This window comes from Bacillus sp. MZGC1, from assembly GCF_002998605.1.
Classification (GTDB): domain Bacteria; phylum Bacillota; class Bacilli; order Bacillales; family Bacillaceae; genus Bacillus.
This window is the reverse complement of record NZ_PVRE01000004.1, coordinates 305,940-323,805: the sequence shown is the minus strand read 5'-3', so window position 1 is coordinate 323,805 and position 17,866 is coordinate 305,940. Positions and strand designations below refer to the sequence as shown.

At 41.7% G+C, this 17,866-nt stretch carries 18 protein-coding genes and 1 riboswitch; of the genes, 4 read left to right on the top strand and 14 right to left on the bottom strand.

The annotated features are described in order from the left end of the window. Window positions 1-36: 36 nt before the first annotated feature. The 5 genes from cshA to C6Y06_RS14680 form a co-directional block, all read right to left on the bottom strand. The gene (gene cshA / locus C6Y06_RS14700; protein WP_142395341.1) at window positions 37-1,527 is read right to left on the bottom strand and encodes a degradosome RNA helicase CshA; all 1,491 of its coding nucleotides are present in this window, start codon (window positions 1,525-1,527) and stop codon (window positions 37-39) included. A gap of 165 nt (window positions 1,528-1,692) precedes the next feature. Beyond that, window positions 1,693-2,031, bottom strand: coding sequence for an avidin-fold protein (locus C6Y06_RS14695; RefSeq protein WP_034663966.1), 339 nt, complete (start codon window positions 2,029-2,031; stop codon window positions 1,693-1,695). Window positions 2,032-2,158: 127 nt separating this feature from the next. Beyond that, a complete protein-coding gene (locus C6Y06_RS14690) occupies window positions 2,159-2,851 on the bottom strand; it encodes an alpha/beta hydrolase (RefSeq protein ID WP_034663968.1) in 693 nt (230 codons plus the stop codon). 27 nt (window positions 2,852-2,878) lie between these two features. Next, window positions 2,879-4,243 (bottom strand): UDP-N-acetylmuramoyl-tripeptide--D-alanyl-D-alanine ligase, encoded by a 1,365-nt coding sequence (locus tag C6Y06_RS14685; RefSeq protein ID WP_106037122.1) that lies wholly within the window; start codon window positions 4,241-4,243, stop codon window positions 2,879-2,881. Between the two features lie 81 nt (window positions 4,244-4,324). Then, window positions 4,325-5,407 carry a D-alanine--D-alanine ligase gene (locus tag C6Y06_RS14680; RefSeq protein WP_106037121.1) on the bottom strand — a complete coding sequence of 361 codons (1,083 nt, stop codon included), beginning with the start codon at window positions 5,405-5,407 and terminating at the stop codon, window positions 4,325-4,327. A gap of 184 nt (window positions 5,408-5,591) precedes the next feature. Between C6Y06_RS14680 and C6Y06_RS14675 the strand changes: the two genes are divergently transcribed. Together C6Y06_RS14675 and fbpB are read left to right on the top strand one after the other, a co-directional pair. Further along, window positions 5,592-5,912, top strand: coding sequence for a thioredoxin family protein (locus tag C6Y06_RS14675; RefSeq protein WP_034663973.1), 321 nt, complete (start codon window positions 5,592-5,594; stop codon window positions 5,910-5,912). A 350-nt stretch (window positions 5,913-6,262) separates the two neighbouring features. Then, the gene (fbpB, locus tag C6Y06_RS14670; RefSeq protein ID WP_106037120.1) at window positions 6,263-6,412 is read left to right on the top strand and encodes a Fur-regulated basic protein FbpB; all 150 of its coding nucleotides are present in this window, start codon (window positions 6,263-6,265) and stop codon (window positions 6,410-6,412) included. A 103-nt stretch (window positions 6,413-6,515) separates the two neighbouring features. Here fbpB and C6Y06_RS14665 read toward each other — a convergent pair whose 3' ends face one another. The 8 genes from C6Y06_RS14665 to C6Y06_RS14630 all read right to left on the bottom strand — a co-directional run bounded on the left by C6Y06_RS14665 (window position 6,516) and on the right by C6Y06_RS14630 (window position 15,210). Continuing rightward, a complete protein-coding gene (locus C6Y06_RS14665; RefSeq protein WP_003214381.1) occupies window positions 6,516-6,851 on the bottom strand; it encodes a hypothetical protein in 336 nt (111 codons plus the stop codon). Window positions 6,852-6,968: 117 nt separating this feature from the next. After that, a complete protein-coding gene (locus tag C6Y06_RS14660; protein WP_066031294.1) occupies window positions 6,969-7,736 on the bottom strand; it encodes an ABC transporter permease in 768 nt (255 codons plus the stop codon). Then, window positions 7,714-8,640 carry an ABC transporter ATP-binding protein gene (locus C6Y06_RS14655; RefSeq protein WP_106037119.1) on the bottom strand — a complete coding sequence of 309 codons (927 nt, stop codon included), beginning with the start codon at window positions 8,638-8,640 and terminating at the stop codon, window positions 7,714-7,716. The genes C6Y06_RS14660 and C6Y06_RS14655 overlap by 23 nt, the downstream gene beginning before the upstream one ends. 126 nt (window positions 8,641-8,766) lie before the next feature. Further along, window positions 8,767-10,008 (bottom strand): dicarboxylate/amino acid:cation symporter, encoded by a 1,242-nt coding sequence (locus C6Y06_RS14650; RefSeq protein ID WP_060595581.1) that lies wholly within the window; start codon window positions 10,006-10,008, stop codon window positions 8,767-8,769. Between the two features lie 77 nt (window positions 10,009-10,085). Beyond that, a riboswitch (cyclic di-AMP (ydaO/yuaA leader) is annotated at window positions 10,086-10,219 on the bottom strand. Between the two features lie 64 nt (window positions 10,220-10,283). After that, the gene (locus C6Y06_RS14645; RefSeq protein ID WP_034663979.1) at window positions 10,284-11,306 is read right to left on the bottom strand and encodes an AI-2E family transporter; all 1,023 of its coding nucleotides are present in this window, start codon (window positions 11,304-11,306) and stop codon (window positions 10,284-10,286) included. A 211-nt stretch (window positions 11,307-11,517) separates the two neighbouring features. Beyond that, complete coding sequence (gene dctP / locus C6Y06_RS14640; RefSeq protein WP_034666695.1) at window positions 11,518-12,786, bottom strand: C4-dicarboxylate transporter DctP; 1,269 nt, start codon at window positions 12,784-12,786, stop codon at window positions 11,518-11,520. Between the two features lie 124 nt (window positions 12,787-12,910). After that, a complete protein-coding gene (locus tag C6Y06_RS14635; RefSeq protein ID WP_060595580.1) occupies window positions 12,911-13,594 on the bottom strand; it encodes a response regulator in 684 nt (227 codons plus the stop codon). Further along, a complete protein-coding gene (locus C6Y06_RS14630; protein WP_066031785.1) occupies window positions 13,591-15,210 on the bottom strand; it encodes an ATP-binding protein in 1,620 nt (539 codons plus the stop codon). Before C6Y06_RS14630 ends, C6Y06_RS14635 begins: the two co-directional genes overlap by 4 nt. A gap of 67 nt (window positions 15,211-15,277) precedes the next feature. On the opposite strand from C6Y06_RS14630, the gene C6Y06_RS14625 reads away from it, so the two are divergent. Then, window positions 15,278-16,375, top strand: a complete 1,098-nt coding sequence (locus C6Y06_RS14625) for a DctP family TRAP transporter solute-binding subunit (protein WP_034663982.1) — start codon at window positions 15,278-15,280, stop codon at window positions 16,373-16,375. Window positions 16,376-16,399: 24 nt separating this feature from the next. Here C6Y06_RS14625 and C6Y06_RS14620 read toward each other — a convergent pair whose 3' ends face one another. Beyond that, the gene (locus C6Y06_RS14620) at window positions 16,400-17,230 is read right to left on the bottom strand and encodes an EcsC family protein (RefSeq protein WP_106037118.1); all 831 of its coding nucleotides are present in this window, start codon (window positions 17,228-17,230) and stop codon (window positions 16,400-16,402) included. A 157-nt stretch (window positions 17,231-17,387) separates the two neighbouring features. Between C6Y06_RS14620 and C6Y06_RS14615 the strand changes: the two genes are divergently transcribed. After that, a complete protein-coding gene (locus C6Y06_RS14615; RefSeq protein ID WP_034663984.1) occupies window positions 17,388-17,648 on the top strand; it encodes a GlsB/YeaQ/YmgE family stress response membrane protein in 261 nt (86 codons plus the stop codon). Window positions 17,649-17,866 lie beyond the last annotated feature (218 nt).

Genomic DNA, 17,866 nt, shown 5'->3' with positions numbered 1-17,866 from the left:
AAAAAAAGCGAATCCTGCAAAGGATTCGCTCTTGAATTAGTTGTTATAAGATTTCTTTTGACGACGATCGTTAGAAGAACGATTGCGGTCATTTGAAGAACGCTTTTTATCACCGTAAGATGAACGGCTTTTCCCGCGATAGCCGCCTCCGCCGCCACCGTCTCTACGTTTAGAAGAGCTGCGGTTGTTACGATTGCGTTTTGAAATCATTGGTGCTTCATCTGTCAAACGAACAGGCGTTGCATCTGGCTCTTTTGTCATCATTTTGATGGCAGCCGCAACCACTGTGACAGAATCATGATCTTCTAGCAATTCAGCAGCAGCTGTCATGTAGAAGTTTAAGTTGTTTTCACTGATGATTGTGCGCAGACGATCAATGGTTACTTGCTGTTGACCTTCAATTGCTTCATCTAGAGTTGGTTCTTTCATACGTTCCATTTTACGTTTAGTCGTTTGCTCAATCGCACGAAGCATATCTTTTTCACGCGGTGTGATAAATGTCACCGCCATACCTGTACGTCCAGCACGTCCTGTACGTCCAATACGGTGTACGTAGCTCTCTGGATCTTGTGGCACGTCAAAGTTATACACGTGTGTTACGCCTGAGATATCAAGTCCACGTGCTGCAACGTCTGTTGCTACAAGCACATCGATTGAACCTTCTTTGAATTTACGAAGCGCAACCATACGTTTTGCTTGTGTCAGGTCACCATGAATTCCTTCAGCTGTATAACCTCTAAGGTTAAGCGCTTCTGTCAATTCGTCAACACGGCGTTTCGTACGGCCGAAGACAATTGAAAGCTCAGGTGATTGAATGTCAAGAAGACGAGTCAATGTGTCAAACTTCTTACGCTCGTGGATATCCAAGTAGAACTGTTGGATGTTAGAGACAGTCATTTCTTTTGCTTTTACTTTTACATGTTCTGGGTTTGTCATGAAACGCTCTGCAATGCGCTTAATTGGTGCAGGCATTGTCGCAGAGAATAAAAGTGTTTGGTGTTCACTTGGTACATTTGAAAGGATCGATTCAATGTCTTCGATGAAACCCATGTTTAGCATTTCGTCTGCTTCATCAAGCACAACTGTTTCAACATTTTGAAGACGCATTGTACGACGGTTAATGTGATCGAGTAAACGTCCTGGAGTCCCTACGATGATATGAGGATTTTTCTTGAGCGAACGGATTTGGCGGCCGATATCTTGTCCACCGTAAATCGGAAGTACGCGCGCACGCTTGTCTTGGCCAATTTTGTATAGCTCTTCAGATACTTGAATCGCTAATTCTCTTGTTGGCGCAATGATAATCGCTTGGATATTTGGAGACGCTGGGTCGATTTTTTCTACAAGAGGAATACCAAATGCTGCAGTTTTTCCTGTTCCTGTTTGTGCTTGTCCAATGACATCTTTATTCTGAAGACCGAGAGGAATTGTTTCCGCTTGAATCGGTGTTGCTTCTTCAAATCCCATGCGGTTAATAGCTTTCATGAGACTTTCGCTTAATTGAAAATCTTGAAACGTTATAGTCAAATTATTCAAACTCCTTCTAATTGCTGTTTCAGTAATCTCGTGAATGATCATTAAAAACTGCCCTTTTCCGAAAGGACAGGTCCATTATATACAAAGCCCGAATTACCCTACCTTATATCTTACCATTACACTATTTGTTTTTCAACAAGACAGAAATGGATATATCTACTGTTCCACAATGACAGATTCACCATCACTTTGATCTCCATCCATCCATTTCCACTTTTCGAACAGTTGAATTTTTCCGTTATCCAACTGCTTAGGTGTAGAATTGCAAGACCCGCTTCTCATGCTGCCGTCTTTGCTGACATGGTGGTACCTAAAATGAAGTGTTCCATCCTCATTCACAGTTCCTACAAGTACACCAGATACAATACTGCCGCCTTGATATGTGCCCGTTAATATATTCCCGTCCTGACGATATTGAAATATGGTTCCTGCCGATACTTCTCCGTTACTCGAATTAGACTGCGGGACAAAGGTTTTTCCGTCATAATGAAACAACCGAATCAACCACCTTTTCTTTCCTATTGTACCATAGGCTTGTCACTCATTCGACAAAAATGATGCAATTTTTAACAAGTGGGATTCAATTTATATTAGTTTAGCCACATTTTCGCTTTTCTATAGATTAAATTGTTTTTTTTAGAAATTGCTCTACTTTTTCAAACAATTGCTGTGCACATGGCTCGTGACAAACATGGTGTTTACAATCAGGTAAATAAAACATTTCTTTCTGACGAGACGGGATTTTATGATCAATAAATTCTGCACTTGAAGCGGGCACAATCCCATCACTTTCACCTTGAACAATTAACACAGGGAGGTGAAGCTTCTCAAGGGAGCTCTTCGTTTGCTTCACCAGCTTCATAAATTCTACAGCAGCTGACAGCGGCGTGCTCGTTAGCTTATGGCGGTATCTATCATACAAAGGATTCGTATCAATCAGCCCAGACAGTGATTCCTTCAACATCTGCCTTGTGTCTTGAATCATTTGTTTTGGATTCACATATTTAGCCGCAGCACTTAAAAGAACGAGACGAGCAACCGGATACTTCGCTGCTAGATAAGAAGCAATCATTCCCCCCATGGAAAAGCCGATCAAAAAAATGGTGTCGCATGTTCGGTAAAGAGATAGCAGTTCTAATTCAGCTGTTGCAATCCATTCTTGATAGAAAATGCCTTTGAGCTGAAGCTCATCTCCATGCCCCGGAAGCGTGACTGACTGAACGTTCCAATCTGTCTTCTGCTTTAAATATTGCGCCAGCGGTTCCACTTCATAGGGCGCGCCAGTGAATCCATGTATACATAGACAGCCAATCATTCTGTCACCTTCTTTGCCGCTCACTCTTTATAGTGCAGTAATGACTTCTTCTAATCTCATGCCGCGTGAGGCTTTGACTAGAACAACATCGTCAGGACCTGCTACGTCAGCAAGTTTTTTCTTCAGTTCCTCTTTGTCCATAAATGAGGACACGCGCGCGTCACTGAATGATTTCTTTGCTCCTTCAGCGATGAATGCACCTAGGCGGCCATACGTCATCACATGATCAATAAATTCAGGCTTGATGTAGCGGCCTAGTTCATAATGATACCTTTCTTCTTCGCTGCCCATCTCGAGCATGTCTCCAAGGACAAGAATGCGATTAGCGAAGCCGTCCATATCTCCTACAAGATCAATTGCAGCTTTCATGGAAGTAGGACTTGCATTATACGCATCATTGATAACAGTGATTCCTTTCTCTGTTTTAAACAGCTCAAGACGCATCCCTGTCAACTTTGTTTGCATGAGTCCTTGGGCGATTTGTCTTTCATTCAGTTCAAAGTGCTGGCCTATGGCAATTGCAGCAAGGGCATTTTTTACATTATGTTTCCCTAATACAGGAATGAGAAACCCCTGGGCATACCCTTCGACTTGAAATTCAGTTCCTTCTGCAAGCTGGTTGATATGCGTTACCTTGATATCGCAGTCTTCTGCTTCTCCAAAGGTTTTCACACGCTGCGAAAGTGCAGTCGCTCTCTCGCGCAGCAAGGGTTCATCTCCTAAGTAATAAAAGATGCCATCCTCTTTTAATCCTTTTGTGATTTCACATTTTGCATCAGCAATGGCTTCTCTTGATCCCAAATCTTGCATATGAGATTCTCCAATATTGGTGATGACTGCTGCATCAGGCTCAGCGAGTTTTGACAAAAACTCGATCTCACCTTTTGCACTCATCCCCATCTCCAACACAGCAATATCTGTTCCTTCCGGCATTGCAAGAATGGTGAGCGGTAGACCGATATGATTATTAAAGTTACCATCTGTTTTATGAACTTGATAAGCCGTTTGTAAGACGGAATGAATCATGTCTTTCGTTGTGGTTTTCCCATTACTTCCTGTAATACCGACAACACGAGGTTTTTCTTCTTTCAAGTATGATTTTGCCAGCTGTTGTAGTGCTGCCAGTGTATCCTCTACAAGAATGACAGGTACACCGAACGGTGGATTGGCTTCTTTTTGATTCCAAAGAACAGCTGCGGCTCCAAGCTCCACTGCTTTAGAAGCAAATGTGTGACCGTTAAAATGTTCTCCAATTAGGGGGATAAACAATGCACCTTTTGATACTTTTCGTGTATCTGTTGTCACTCCGTGAATTTGCTCTTCGCCAAAAGCTTGATTAGATAGTGTCCCACCAGCCATTTGGGCGATTTGTTTCACTGTACGTTTGATCATGATTTTTTCGCCTCTCTTTCTCATTTCACGTTTGAAGGAAAAGAGACACTACCTAAGGATAGTGTCTGCTTGTTGCTCACATTAAAAAGTCGTTTTAATGGTTTGTTTTTCTTGATGGCGTTCAATTGCAAGTGACACTAGCTTTCCAATCAGCTCTGGATACTCTACACCAGTGTGTTTCCAAAGCAGCGGGAACATACTAAATGGTGTGAATCCAGGCATTGTATTCACTTCATTGATCAACACTTCGCCTTTTTCTGTGAGGAAGAAGTCTGCACGTACAAGACCAGATCCATCGAGGGCTTTAAATGCCTTAATCGCCATATCATGAATCGTCTTGTATTCATCCTCTGACACGCTTGCAGGAATGATCAAATCTGTATCGCCATCTTCATATTTTGCTTTGTAGTCATAAAAATCTGTTTTAGGTGCAATTTCACCAACGACAGAGCATTTCGGCTCGTCATTTCCTAATACACCAATTTCGATTTCTCTTCCAACGACGCCTTCTTCGACGACCACACGACGATCATATTGGAAAGCCAAGTCGAATGCGGTTTGCAGCTCTTCTTTGCTGCGGCATTTGCTAATTCCAACACTTGACCCCATGTTGGCAGGTTTCACAAAGCATGGATAGCCAAGTATTTGTTCCACCTGTTCTAAGCTGTCTGGTGTGGCCTTTTCATAGTCTTTTTTATTGAAGGAAAGGTGCTTTGCTTGTGCAAGTCCTGCTTGAGCAAAAACATCTTTCATCATGACTTTATCCATACCCGCGGCAGAAGCAAGAACGCCGTTGCCGACATACGGGATATTTAGCAGTTCAAGTAATCCTTGCATCGTTCCATCTTCACCATTTGGCCCATGCAGCAATGGGAAGACAACATCAATCTTCTCATCAGCAGATGCAGGCTGCGGGAACATGCTCTCATTTAAAGAAGTTGGTAAAAACGTCTTTGCGTTCTGTTCAAATTGAAGCATTTTGACGTTTGAAACTGGTTCAGTGAGTTTTTCTCCTCTTAGCCATTCGCCCTCTTCTGTAATATAAATTGGATGTATATCGAACTTCTCAGTGTTAAGTGCTTTTGTAACTGCAAGGGCTGTTTGCAGTGATACATTATGTTCGGCTGACTTTCCGCCGTAAATCAATCCTAAACTTATTTTCAATGGATACTCCCCCCACTAAAATTCATCTTTACTATCTTATCACTTTCAAGCAAAAATGCTCTAATTAATTTTTGTTGTTACGGAATTGAAATGATTTGTAAAGGTTGTAAGCGCCTCCCGAGCATTTGTATGTCATTCGCCATTATTTTATATTAAAATGACATTGAAAAGGAGTTGTGACAAATTGAAAAAAATCACAAGTACTGAACAATTCAATGAAATCATTCAATCTGACAAAGAAGTCATCGTTAAATTCTTTGCAACATGGTGTCCTGACTGTACAAGAATGGACATGTTCATTCCAGACATCTTAGAGGCTTATGCTCACCATGAATGGTTTGAAATAAACAAAGATGATTTCCCTGAATTAGCAGAAACGTATCAGGTCATGGGTATTCCAAGCCTGTTGATTTTCAAAAATGGCGAAAAAACAGGTCATTTACACAGCGCAAACGCAAAATCACCTGAAGAAGTGACAGAGTTTCTTCAAGGGCACGTTTCTTAATTGGTTAAACGAAGGACATCAGCAAACGCTTGCTGGTGTCTTTTTTCTTCCCCATCTCTTACATCAAATCTCTCCATAAGACGAGTTGCACATCCAAAACGTTTCAATGAGCAAAAGAATGTTTTATATAGATGTTTCACTTACGACAAGAAATGACAGGAATTATTTCCTGGGAAAGAATGAGCGTCGATTAGGCTTCGAATTTGTCGGTTACGTGAATTTTCTGAATAGATTCTTTACTTCTGACATTTTGCTTTGTATAATAGAGTTGCTAATTGATAATGATTATCAATTTCATCTATATGAAATCCTATAGACGTCTATACTTATATAAAGGAGCGATGAGTCACATGTCTAAGAAGAAAATCAAAACATATCAGCAATTGATTGAAGAGAACAAGAAGGCCATCATGCGCGACCCTAAAATGATGGAAAGTATATACGAAACAATCGACAAAAAGCATCAGGAGCAGCTTGCAGCTGCTGGACGTGAATCATAAACATAAGACGAGCAGTCACAGCTGGCTGCTCGGCTCTTTTGTCTTTTTCAACAAAAAGAAAAAAGCCGATAAAATCTATGATGTGATTTTATCGGCTTTTGTTTTAATGTGATTTCGCTACACGGTCCTGCTTCATTCCTAAATAAATGAGCATATATGTGAGATAACCCATTGTCATTGTTAAACCACCGAAGAAGAACTGAGAAAAGACAGGCTCCTCAAAGGTTGTGACGGCAGCAAGAATGATCCAGCTCGCATATAAATAAACCATGAACCATTTCATGTTTCTTTTAAGTGTATACAGAAAGAAAAGACCCGCTAACGAAAAGATCCCCAGCGCTAGTCTGAAATAAATAAGATGATCAAACTGGAAGGCAAAAGACACAAACGAAAACGACAGCAACAACAAAATGGGTAAAGCCGTAATGAAATTTTTCACGATAGTGCCACCTCCAAGACTCCCTCTTATTATAAGACAAAATCAGCCGGTTATCGTGAAATGCAGACTCGTTTTCACAAAGATGTCACGAATTTTTCTTGTTATTTGACACAATTTTTACACATTTACATCACGCTTCCAAAAAAGAACCCAAGCCGTGCCAACAAAGAAAACAAAATGCGCCCCTACCATAAATAGAGAAAACAAAGGACTCATGCCATGAAAGGGCGGCGGTCCTTGAAAGCTGTACTGAGTAAAGTCCGTATTAGCAAAAAGCAGGATTTTCCCCCACTGATTTTCTAAAAGAGACATAATAGGCACAAGTGATTTCGCCGCATATAAAACAAAAAACGAGGTCACAAGCGCAACGAGGCTGTTCCTAAACAAGCTGGAACACATAAAAGCGAAGCTTGCCATCATCATCACTTCCACCCACTGAGATCCGATAACAGCAAACGTATGCTGAAATAATCGTCCCGTACTTTCATCAAATTCAGTACCAAAGAAAATAAAGCCAAATAAAAAAGCTAATAAATAATAAAAAACAAACAAATATATGACCGTCAGCACAAGTGTGATGTATTTTGACAGAAAAATTTGCAGCCTTGTTTTGGGCCGGATCAATAAAAACTTGATTGTTCTTTTTTGAAATTCTGTTGAGATCAAGGTCGCGCCAATGACAACTGCGAGCACCTGTAAAATAAATACGACATTCGTGGAATAAGCAAAATAGTTGGCGACAGTGTCTTGTCCACCAAAGCTGGAAATGACTCGTTTCAACGCTAGAGCCATCGCCAATTGAAACACAACGATCAATCCAAGAGCAATGAATGTGATCTTTTTCCTCATCATTTTCTTATGCTCATTCTTGATGAGTTGAAGCATCTGCCGTCCCGCCTTCCGTCCATTTCATAAATGCCTCTTCAATTGATGGCTTTTGAGGCGTCATTTCAAGTACATCAAACCCAGCCATAACAAGCTGTTTGTTCAGCTCAGGCACTTGTTCTTTGTTCAAATGAAGTAATAAACGCGCTCCATTTCGTTCATATGTATAGGCCTGCGTGTCGAGCCACGAAACCGCCTTTTCCACTGGCTGAATATTCATGAGTATCTGTTCTTTCCCCTCCATGTCCCGGAGCTTCGCACTGGCTTTGATCTGTCCTTTTTGAATGATGATCATGCGGTCACATAGCTCTTCTACCTCATGCAATAAATGTGTGGCAAATAACACGGACGTTCCTTCTTCTCGTACGAGCATTTGCAAGTGCTCCCTGAATTCCTTCATACCTGCAGGATCAAGTCCATTTGTCGGTTCGTCTAAAATCAGCAGGTTCGGCTGATGTAATATGGCTTGTGCAATCCCAAGCCTTTGTTTCATCCCCAGTGAATACGTCTTCACCTTCTGATGAATGGCGTGCTCCAGACGAACTCTTTTCACCACTTCCTGCATGCGTTCTTCCGTCACTCCATCGTGCATCGCCGCATATAGTTCAAGGTTTTCAAAGCCTGTTAAATAAGAATAAAATTCGGGATTTTCTATGATCGCACCAACAGATGACATTGCGTGTAGAAAATCCTCATCCTGTGAATATCCATTGATCATGATTCGGCCATTGTTTTTTTTCATCAAACCAACGATCAAGCGAATTAAGGTTGTTTTTCCAGACCCATTTGGTCCTAGTAAGCCGACGATTTCTCCTTTCCCTATTTCTATAGATATATCTTGTAAGATCAATTTCCGGCCAATTCGTTTATCGACTTTCTCTACTTTTAGAACAGCAGACTGCAAAGTGTTTCCTCCTTCTGATGTAAAGCCTATGGCGGCAAATAAGACCGCTCATTCTTTTAAAAGTATATCACGCAAGACAAGAGGCCCATGAAAAAAAGGGCTGATCGAGTCAGCCCTTCTTTTACATTACATGGATAGGTTCGGTGATGCTGCGTCTTTCTCGTGTTTTTTCTCAGTTTCTGTCACAATCACCGCACATGCGGCGTCACCTGTAATATTGACAACGGTTCTTGCCATATCTAATAAGCGGTCTATGCCAAGGATGAGCGCAATACCTTCAACAGGAAGCCCAACCGAGTTCAAGACCATTGCGAGCATGATCAAGCCTACTCCCGGTACGCCGGCTGTCCCGATACTGGCTAATACGGCGGTTAATACAACTGTGAGCATTTGCATCAGCGTTAACTCCACACCAAACACTTGTGCAATAAAGATGGTTGCAACCCCTTGCATAATGGCTGTCCCATCCATATTGATCGTAGCGCCTAACGGCTGCACGAAACTAGAAATCGGCTCAGGTACTTTCAGTTTCTTTTGAGCGGTTTCCATTGATACAGGGAGAACCGCACTACTGCTAGACGTACTAAAGGCTACGACCATCGCAGGCGAAAAGTCTTTAAAGAATGTAAATGGATTTCGTTTTGCAAATAAAGCCAAGGTTGAGCCATATGTGAGAAAGAAATGCACCAATAGTGCTACTAACACCACTGTAAAATACAGTCCCATGGCTTTAATGGCATCAAGACCTTGACTCCCAATAGCCGTCACAATTAAGCCAAATGTCCCGTATGGAGCAAATTTCATGACCACTCCTACAAGGTACATCATGAGTTCATTGCCTTGTTCTAATATTTTGAGTAATCCTTCTGTTTTTTTGCCTAGCACTGCAATTCCTAGTCCTAAGAATACACAGAAAACAATGATTTGCAGCATATTTCCTTCAACTAAAGATTGAACTGGATTTGATGGAATGATGTTTAATAAAGTGTCTGTCGTAGATGGTGCTTCTTGAGGTTCGTATTCTGCCCCTTTTGTATCGAATGAACCAAAGGAACCCGGTTTAATTAATAATGCTAAAGACATCGCAATGATAATAGCGAAGGTTGTGGTCAGTAGAAAATATAAGATGCTTTTTGCTCCAATACGGCCTAGTTTTTTTGGATCTCCGAGGCCTGCCACACCAAGTGTAATGGAAAAGAAGACGATTGGCACAACCAGCATTTTGATTAGATTTAAGAAGATTTGACCTAGAGGTGTGAATAGATAAGGATCTAACACTTTGAATACATTTGGAGCGAAAATGTTAAGCAAAAGTCCCGTGATTGCACCTGCAATAAGGGCAATAATAATTTTTGTAGCCAGCTTCAATAAAATCTCCCCTTCCTCGTCAAAAAGACCCACGAGAGAGTTTTCTCGTGGGTCTGCGTGTCCTTACATATACCACCGTTTACTCTCTTCACGCCGATGAGGTTAGCTGACGGGTTAGGACGAAGAGATGTCCTTTTTTCTCAACAGAGAAAAATTCACCCCAAAATAGTGGGTCCCCCATTCCTTTAGAAGGATTAAGCGTGTGGTTATTATGATATTTTCATACTATTTATACCTTATTTTTAGAAAATTGTAAACAGGTTCAAATGAACTTTTTAACTACTTTCCTCCTTGTTGGTGACCTCCAAAATATCTAGGATAAACACAAAGATTGGTATACCAATAATGAGTCCCCAAATCCCGATGTAGTGTTCAGAGAAGATCAGCACAATAAATGTGAAGAAAATAGGGAGTTCTGTTTTTGCTGACATGAGTTTCGGGTTTAAGAAGTAGGCTTCAATGGCATGGATGATGACGATCACCAGCACAATATAAAGGACATACATGCCGCCTCCAAGGGTATACGCAATGATGCTGAGTGGAATAAGTGAGATGACCACACCCGCTACTGGGATTAAGCCTAGCAAAAAGACCATGACCGCTAATCCAAATAATTGCGGGAATCCCATAATGCCTAGCGCAATGGTTGTTAAGACACAGTTAACGGTTGCAATAATAAACTGTGCTTCGAGTACCTTTCCAAACGTTCTGGAAAATTTACGTCCAAAGAAGGCTATTTCATGATAGAACACTGAGATTTTACTCGTTTTGAACTTGTTCATGAATTGAATGAGGCGTTCCTTTTCGAACAGGAAGAACATGCTTAATATTAAGGACATAATGACCTGGATACTGAACGTGCTGAAATCTGTTAAGTATGTATAGAGGAAATTAAACCCTTTCTCAAAGTAAGCTGATATTTTAAAATCTCCGAATACGTTGGTGATGACATCAAAGAAGGGTAAATCTTGTGGATGATCTGCAATTTTCTTTCCTAAATGAAATAGCTGCTCCACCTGTTTGGCGATAATTGGCACAAACACGAATCCGCCAAACGTCAATCCACCAGCCAAAAGAATATACAAAATGGTGATAACCGATTTCTGTCCTATTTTCAGGAAGTGACTTAAAAAACCTCTAATGACCTCTTCTAACCGATTCATCAAAAAGGTGAATATGAAGGTCAAGAGAATTAAATTCATCATTCCTCTTAATAGATATAAGGCTGTGGCTAATACTACAAATACAGAAAACCGCTTAACACCGGGTTTTTCGAACAATTTAAAAAATGCCGCCATTACGTTACACACCTGCCAGGACTAAAGTCTATTTTTCATCGGATCTGATATACATTATATCGGATCTTTCTGTAAATTATATAATAAAAGGTCAATAAGGTCTTACGATTCGTTTTAATTTTATCAAGCTTTAATGTTTTTTCTTTTCAGCACAAGAAAAAACCGAACCCCATGTAGAACATAAGGTTTCGGTTTTTAGGTTGTTTTTATACTATACAGCTTGCTTCATATTGCGCATTTCTTGAAGGGCTGTTTTACTCTTCGCTTCGTCAAATTCACCTTCACTTTTCGCAACAACAATTGTTGCAATTCCATTTCCAATAAGATTTGTAATGGCTCTTCCTTCGCTCATGAATCGATCTACCCCAAGCAGCAGTGCAAGCCCCTCTAGCGGAATGACTTGTAGTGCAGCGAGTGTAGAAGCCAGCACGATAAATCCGCTTCCTGTCACCCCAGCCGCTCCCTTTGAGGTGAGCATCAGGACAAGGATGATGGTGATCTGCTGACCGATGGACAAGTCTACACCAAACACTTGTGCCAAGAAGACCACAGCCATCGATAAGTAGATCGAGGTTCCATCTAAGTTAAAGGAATACCCTGTTGGGATGACAAGACCAACCACAGACTTAGAGCACCCGTAGCGTTCCATTTTATCCATCATTCTTGGCAGCACGGATTCTGATGAGCTTGTGCCAAGAACAATTAAAATTTCATCCTTGATGAACCGCAGGTAACCGAACAGGCTGAAGCCATACATTTTACAAATGATGTTCAGCACAACGAAGATGAACAGGAACATGGTCATATATACGGAGAGCATCAGACTCGCTAGCGGTTTAATCGATGCCAAACCAAAGTGTCCGATCGTATAAGCCATTGCCCCAAATGCACCGAGCGGCGCAGCACGCATGATATATCCAATGATTTTAAAGAAAACAAGTGACAGCTTATCAAGCCACTCAATGATTCCTTTCCCCTTCTCGCCAAGTGCAGCAAGCGCAACACCGAATAAAATAGAGAAGAATAAGACCTGTAAAATATCACCCTTTGCAAAAGCATCTACCATATTAGATGGTACGATGTGTGTGACAAATTCCATCCAGTCGATACCCTGTCCCCCATTTTGGGTATACTGTGAAACATCCCCTTTTTCAAGCTTGCTATAGTCCAGACCTGCACCCGGCTTCATGATATTTACCACAAAAAGACCGATGACCAAAGCAAGCGTCGTGACGACTTCAAAATAAATAAATGCTTTTCCCCCAACTTTTCCAACCTTTTTCATATCCCCCATCTTGGCAATACCAAGAACAATGGTTAAGAAAATGATTGGCGCGATGACCATTTTAACGGCATTGATAAAGGTGTCACCAAGCGGCTTCATTTCTTTTCCGACGTTTGGCCAAACCATCCCGACAATGATCCCGATAATGACAGCTGCAATCACCTGAAATGTCAGGTTCTTCAAAAGCCTCTTCATAAAAAATCAACTCCCTCACCCTTTGATGTAAACGCTTAACTGTTATCTGTAGCTAAATGATAGCGATTTCACCAAAGGCTGTGAAGCTTATGGACATATCGTACATTTTGGTCTTTTTGGTCTCTTAGTCAGAATGTACGATATATTTATTGACAGGCCGGCCAACCCCGCCATATTGCATATCTAATTTCAGCTCGCCTTCTTTCACTAAGAAGTCTAAATACCGGCGTGCCGTGACACGGGCAATGCCGAGTGCATTGGCAACTTCCTCTGCAGACTGCGGGCCTTCCTGCAAGCCCATATAGGCTTTAATTTCATTCATCGTATGCACATTCAGCCCCTTAGGGAGCCAAGTATCCTCCTGCTTAACAGCAGGCTTTCGTATGATATCATCCAGCATCTCCTGAGAAAATTCTGCTGCTGTGCGAATTTTAGATTTAAACGCTTTATAGTTTTCAAGTGATTCTTTCATACGTTCGAACTTAAACGGCTTGATGATATAATCTCGTGCGCCATTTTGAAGCATGATGCCAATGGTCTCTTTGTCCTTTGCCGCAGAAATAACGATCACATCCACCTGTATCTTTTGCTTTCTAATGTCTTGAAGCGTCTTCACGCCATCTTTTTTTGGCATATATACATCGAGGACAACAAGGTCTGGACGAATTTCTTTGATCAGCTGGATGCCCTGCTCCCCATTACCTGCGACTGCCGCAACTTGAAAGCCAGGAACACTCTTAATGAATTCTTTATTCACTTCTTGCACCATCGGGTCATCTTCAATTAATAGCACCTTAATCTGAGTCATCTGTCTCTCTCCTCTATTGTCATTGGGAATTCGATTGAGAAGGTGGTACCAATGCCGATGCTTGATGTGACTTCTACATTTCCCATTCCTTTGTCGATAATCGTTTTTACAATATACAGGCCATAGCCTGTTCCGCCTTCTTTGCCGTGTGTGAAACCTTTATCGAAAATATAAGGAATCATTTCCTCTTCAATCCCGGAGCCATTGTCTTCAATTAACATCGCGAGGACATCCTCGGTTTGATCAATACTAATAGAAATGCGTTTTGTGTTTCTTTCTACAGTATCATACGAGGCAAAGGCGTTCTCGATCAGATTGCCAAGCAGCTTCGTCATATCATGCTGATCTAGACGCTCAGGGAAATCACGCAGACAGCTATGTTCGTCTACTTCGACCTTTATGCCTAGCTCCTTGCCCCTTCTGATTTTGCTCATCAATAATCCCGCAACGGCATCATGCTGAATGACGCGGTGAAGAAAGTCCATCACATGTTCCTGTTCTTCCGTCGTTTGAAAGGCTAGATCGAGCGCCTGATCGGGTTTACCAAGCTGAATCAGCCCGGCAATCGTATGAAGCTTGTTCATATGCTCATGGTTTTGCACCCGCAGACCGTCAACAAAGTTCTTGACTCCGGTTAACTCCTCTGCCAATTTTGCCGCTTCTGTCCGGTCCTGAAAAATGGCGACCGCTCCGATAATTTTCTTTTTCATGACAATCGGAATCCGGCTGCTCATAATCCGCTTTCCACTCATATGAATTTCTTCATTGTAAACGGGTTCAGCGCGATCAATGATCTCAGGGAGTCTTGTGTCAGACAGCACATCCCAAATATTCCGGCCTACGACATCCCCTGTCACACCAAAAATTTGCTTCGCCTTTTCATTAAAAATGGTGATCATGTGCTGATTATCAATGGCGATGACCCCTTCATTAATAGAGTGGAAGGTTGCGGTGCGCTCCTCTAGCATTCTGACAATCTCATGCGGCTCCAGCTTAAACATTTGCTGTTTAATATGACGGGCGAGCAAAAATGAGCCTACAAGCCCAAAGCTGAGCGTCAGCAGAAGGATCATGAGGATATCCCGCTTCATTTCTCCTAATATATCGATCATACTTGGCAGCGTTCTCCCTACAAGGACAACCCCTGTTTGATTAAATTGATCATCCTTCACTGGATAAAAGGCTCTGATGGCTGTCCCAAGCTCTCCCTCTGCTTCTGAGAAATAAATATGCTCTGCAAAAGCAGGCTCTTCATCTGTCCCCTCCGAGCGCTGACCAATCCTTGTTTTTACTGGATGCGTTAATCTCACATGATCCATATCCATGACGACAATGTAGTCAGCATCTTGAATAATCCGAATCTCTTCGATGGCATGCTGTAATCGGTTACGTTCCTTTGTTTGATCAGCTAACGCCTGCTTCACCTCATTCATCTCAGCCACTGTTCTCGCCGTGTTCATGAGCCTTTTTCGAAGCTCTCGTTCCTCTGTTTGCTGGATTCCCCCAACAAGGACAATTCCTCCGATTAAAAGGGCGAAAATGACAACGAAATATGTGAGAATGGTGAGCTTCCATCTAATAGATAATTGTTGTAATTTCAATCGATTTCTCATCATTTTTTCACCTGTATCTTTACGAATTCTTCCTCGGTCAAGTATGCTTGACATAAGGGGGATCGGACGCATGAAGAATTTACTCGCCTATACACTATTGCTCATAATCGGTTTTGTAACCGCTTTATACTTTGGTTTTTATCATATGATGCCAAAATCAGCGACGACCTTTGATGATGAACAGACAGGGCTGAAGGATCAGCTTGTGTTCAAATTTAGCCATGTCGTGGCAGATAATACACCAAAAGGACTTGCCGCAAAGAAATTTGCTGAGCTTGTGCACGAAAAATCCGATGGGAAGATCAGCATTCAGATTTTCTCCAACGGGAGTCTTTATTCTGATATAGAAGAAATTAATGCACTTAAAGAGAATCAAGTTCAATTTATCGCCCCGTCTACCTCGAAGCTCGGCATGCTGTCCCCTGAGTGGCTGGCTCTTGACCTTCCCTTTGCTTTTTCTAATTATGATGCGGTTCAAGAAGGCTTGCACGGTGCAATTGGCCAAAGATTGTTTGGCACCCTGCAAAAAGACGGGCTAAAGGGAATGGCCTATTGGACAAATGGCTTTAAGCAAATCACCTCTAATAAAGGTCCAATCAAACAGCCTGGTGATTTAAAAAACCAATCTCTCCGCATTATGCAAAGCGACATGATTGAAAAACAATTCAAACTTCTTGGCGCAAAGCCCTATCAGGAATCGTTTAATTCAACGTTCCAGCTATTAGAGACAAAAAAAGTAGACGGTGAAGAAAATACCATTTCAAATATTTATTCAAAAAAATTCTATCATATACAAGACTATATGACGATCAGTAATCACGGGTATTTGGGCTATGTGGTCTTAACAGATCAATCCTTCTTTGAACGCCAGACACCTGAAACGAAACGAATTTTACTTGAAGCCATGGAAGAAACAACAGCTTGGAATGAAAAACATGCAGAACAGATGAACAAAGATCAGCTAGAGGACATTAAACGGGAATCGCCGATTGCCATTCATGAATTGACGCCAGCAGAAAGACAAAAATGGGTGAAAGCCCTCGATCCTTTGTATGAGGAAGCCGAAAAAACCATTGGTTCCACCCTAATCAAGCAGATTCGCGAGCTGCGTGCGCGTTATGAACATTCTCCTATCCATGCTTTTCAAGATGAGGATGAGACCAAATAAAAAATCCCTTTGAGAAAGGGATTTTTATGCACCAGATTCACTCTGTTCTTGCTGCGTGAGCTCTTCTAATCTTGTGACAATTCTTCGCTTTCGGTATTGCATCATGCCTGTTTCGGCAATACCTTTTAGTTGTGAGCGGTTGGAGACTGCGCCAAACAAAATGCCTGCTATGGGAACAAGCTGAAACAGTTTCTTCCAGCCAAACGAATCCCGGTAATTATACACCACTTCACGCCACCCTTGGATTTGGGAAATCATGTTTTCGTGCTTTCCTTCTGAAGCTTGATAGCTCCTCAGCTCTTTTAATATAGATTTCTTCCCCACCACATCAGCAGAGTTCAGCTGTAAGCATTTTATGATGAAGACCCGCTCTTCCTTGTTTTTAGGATCATAGCCATAGGTGACGGCAATATCCTGTAATGTTTTAAGGGAAAGACCCAGTACCGCAGGAATATCTGCTGCCAGCGTAAACATACCGCCGACACCAGTTGTCGCACCTTGTACCGTGGCGAGGTTCGTCCTGTTTTTCCCCATATGTTCACTAATGGCATCCATGATTTCAATAGGAGCTTTTTCAATATCTTCTATGCGCTGAATGGAATCATCAGCACATTTCTTTTGAAATTGATGGATGATGCCTTTTTCTGATGTCAAATAGGCACCGCCTGATTGAATGTAATGCCCCATTTCATCTAGCAGTACACCAATTTTTTTCTGAATAAAGGCAGGCGTCAGCTTGTCCAGCATTTGAAATGGAAGGCGGCTGAGTTTCTCCCAAAACCATACCTTTTGCTGGTCTTTCTCCCACTGTTCAATCTCCTTTAATTGTGCTTTTAGCCACTCTCTTTCCTCCATGCCATTTGCCTCCTTAGATGCCGCTCAAGTATTTGTTTGTTATTATACACAATCCTTGTTCATCATACGTATAGAACATTGAAGCGGTTTCGAAAGGTTTGAAACTTTTTCAAAACGGTTATTGCTTAATACACAAACAAAAAGAGGAGTGATCAACATGTTAGGATTTCTGATTTCATTAGTTGTGGCGATTGTCATCGGCCTTATTGGCAGTGCACTCGCTGGAGGTAGTGTACCAGGAGGATGGATCGGTTCAATGATTGCCGGGCTTGCAGGTGCTTGGATTGGTCATGGATTACTTGGAACGTGGGGTCCTAGTCTGGCAGGCTTTGCGATCTTTCCAGCAATCTTAGGAGCAGCGATCTTTGTCATTATCTTAAGCCTGATCTTCCGTAGTGTGGGATCAAGGGTATCTTAAAAAAAACGAATAACAGAGGAAGCAGTAGGGACACCGTCTAAGAGGCGGTGTTTTTTATGTGATGGATTGACAAGGTATCTATTTTTTTCACTTACATATGATAAACAAACCTATTAGTTCAGATAGTTGACTTTTCATGAAGATGGGCATATGATGATTAAAAATTGCATCAAGGAAACTTTTTGTGCCAAAGCAAAACTTTTGTAGAATCTAGGTGA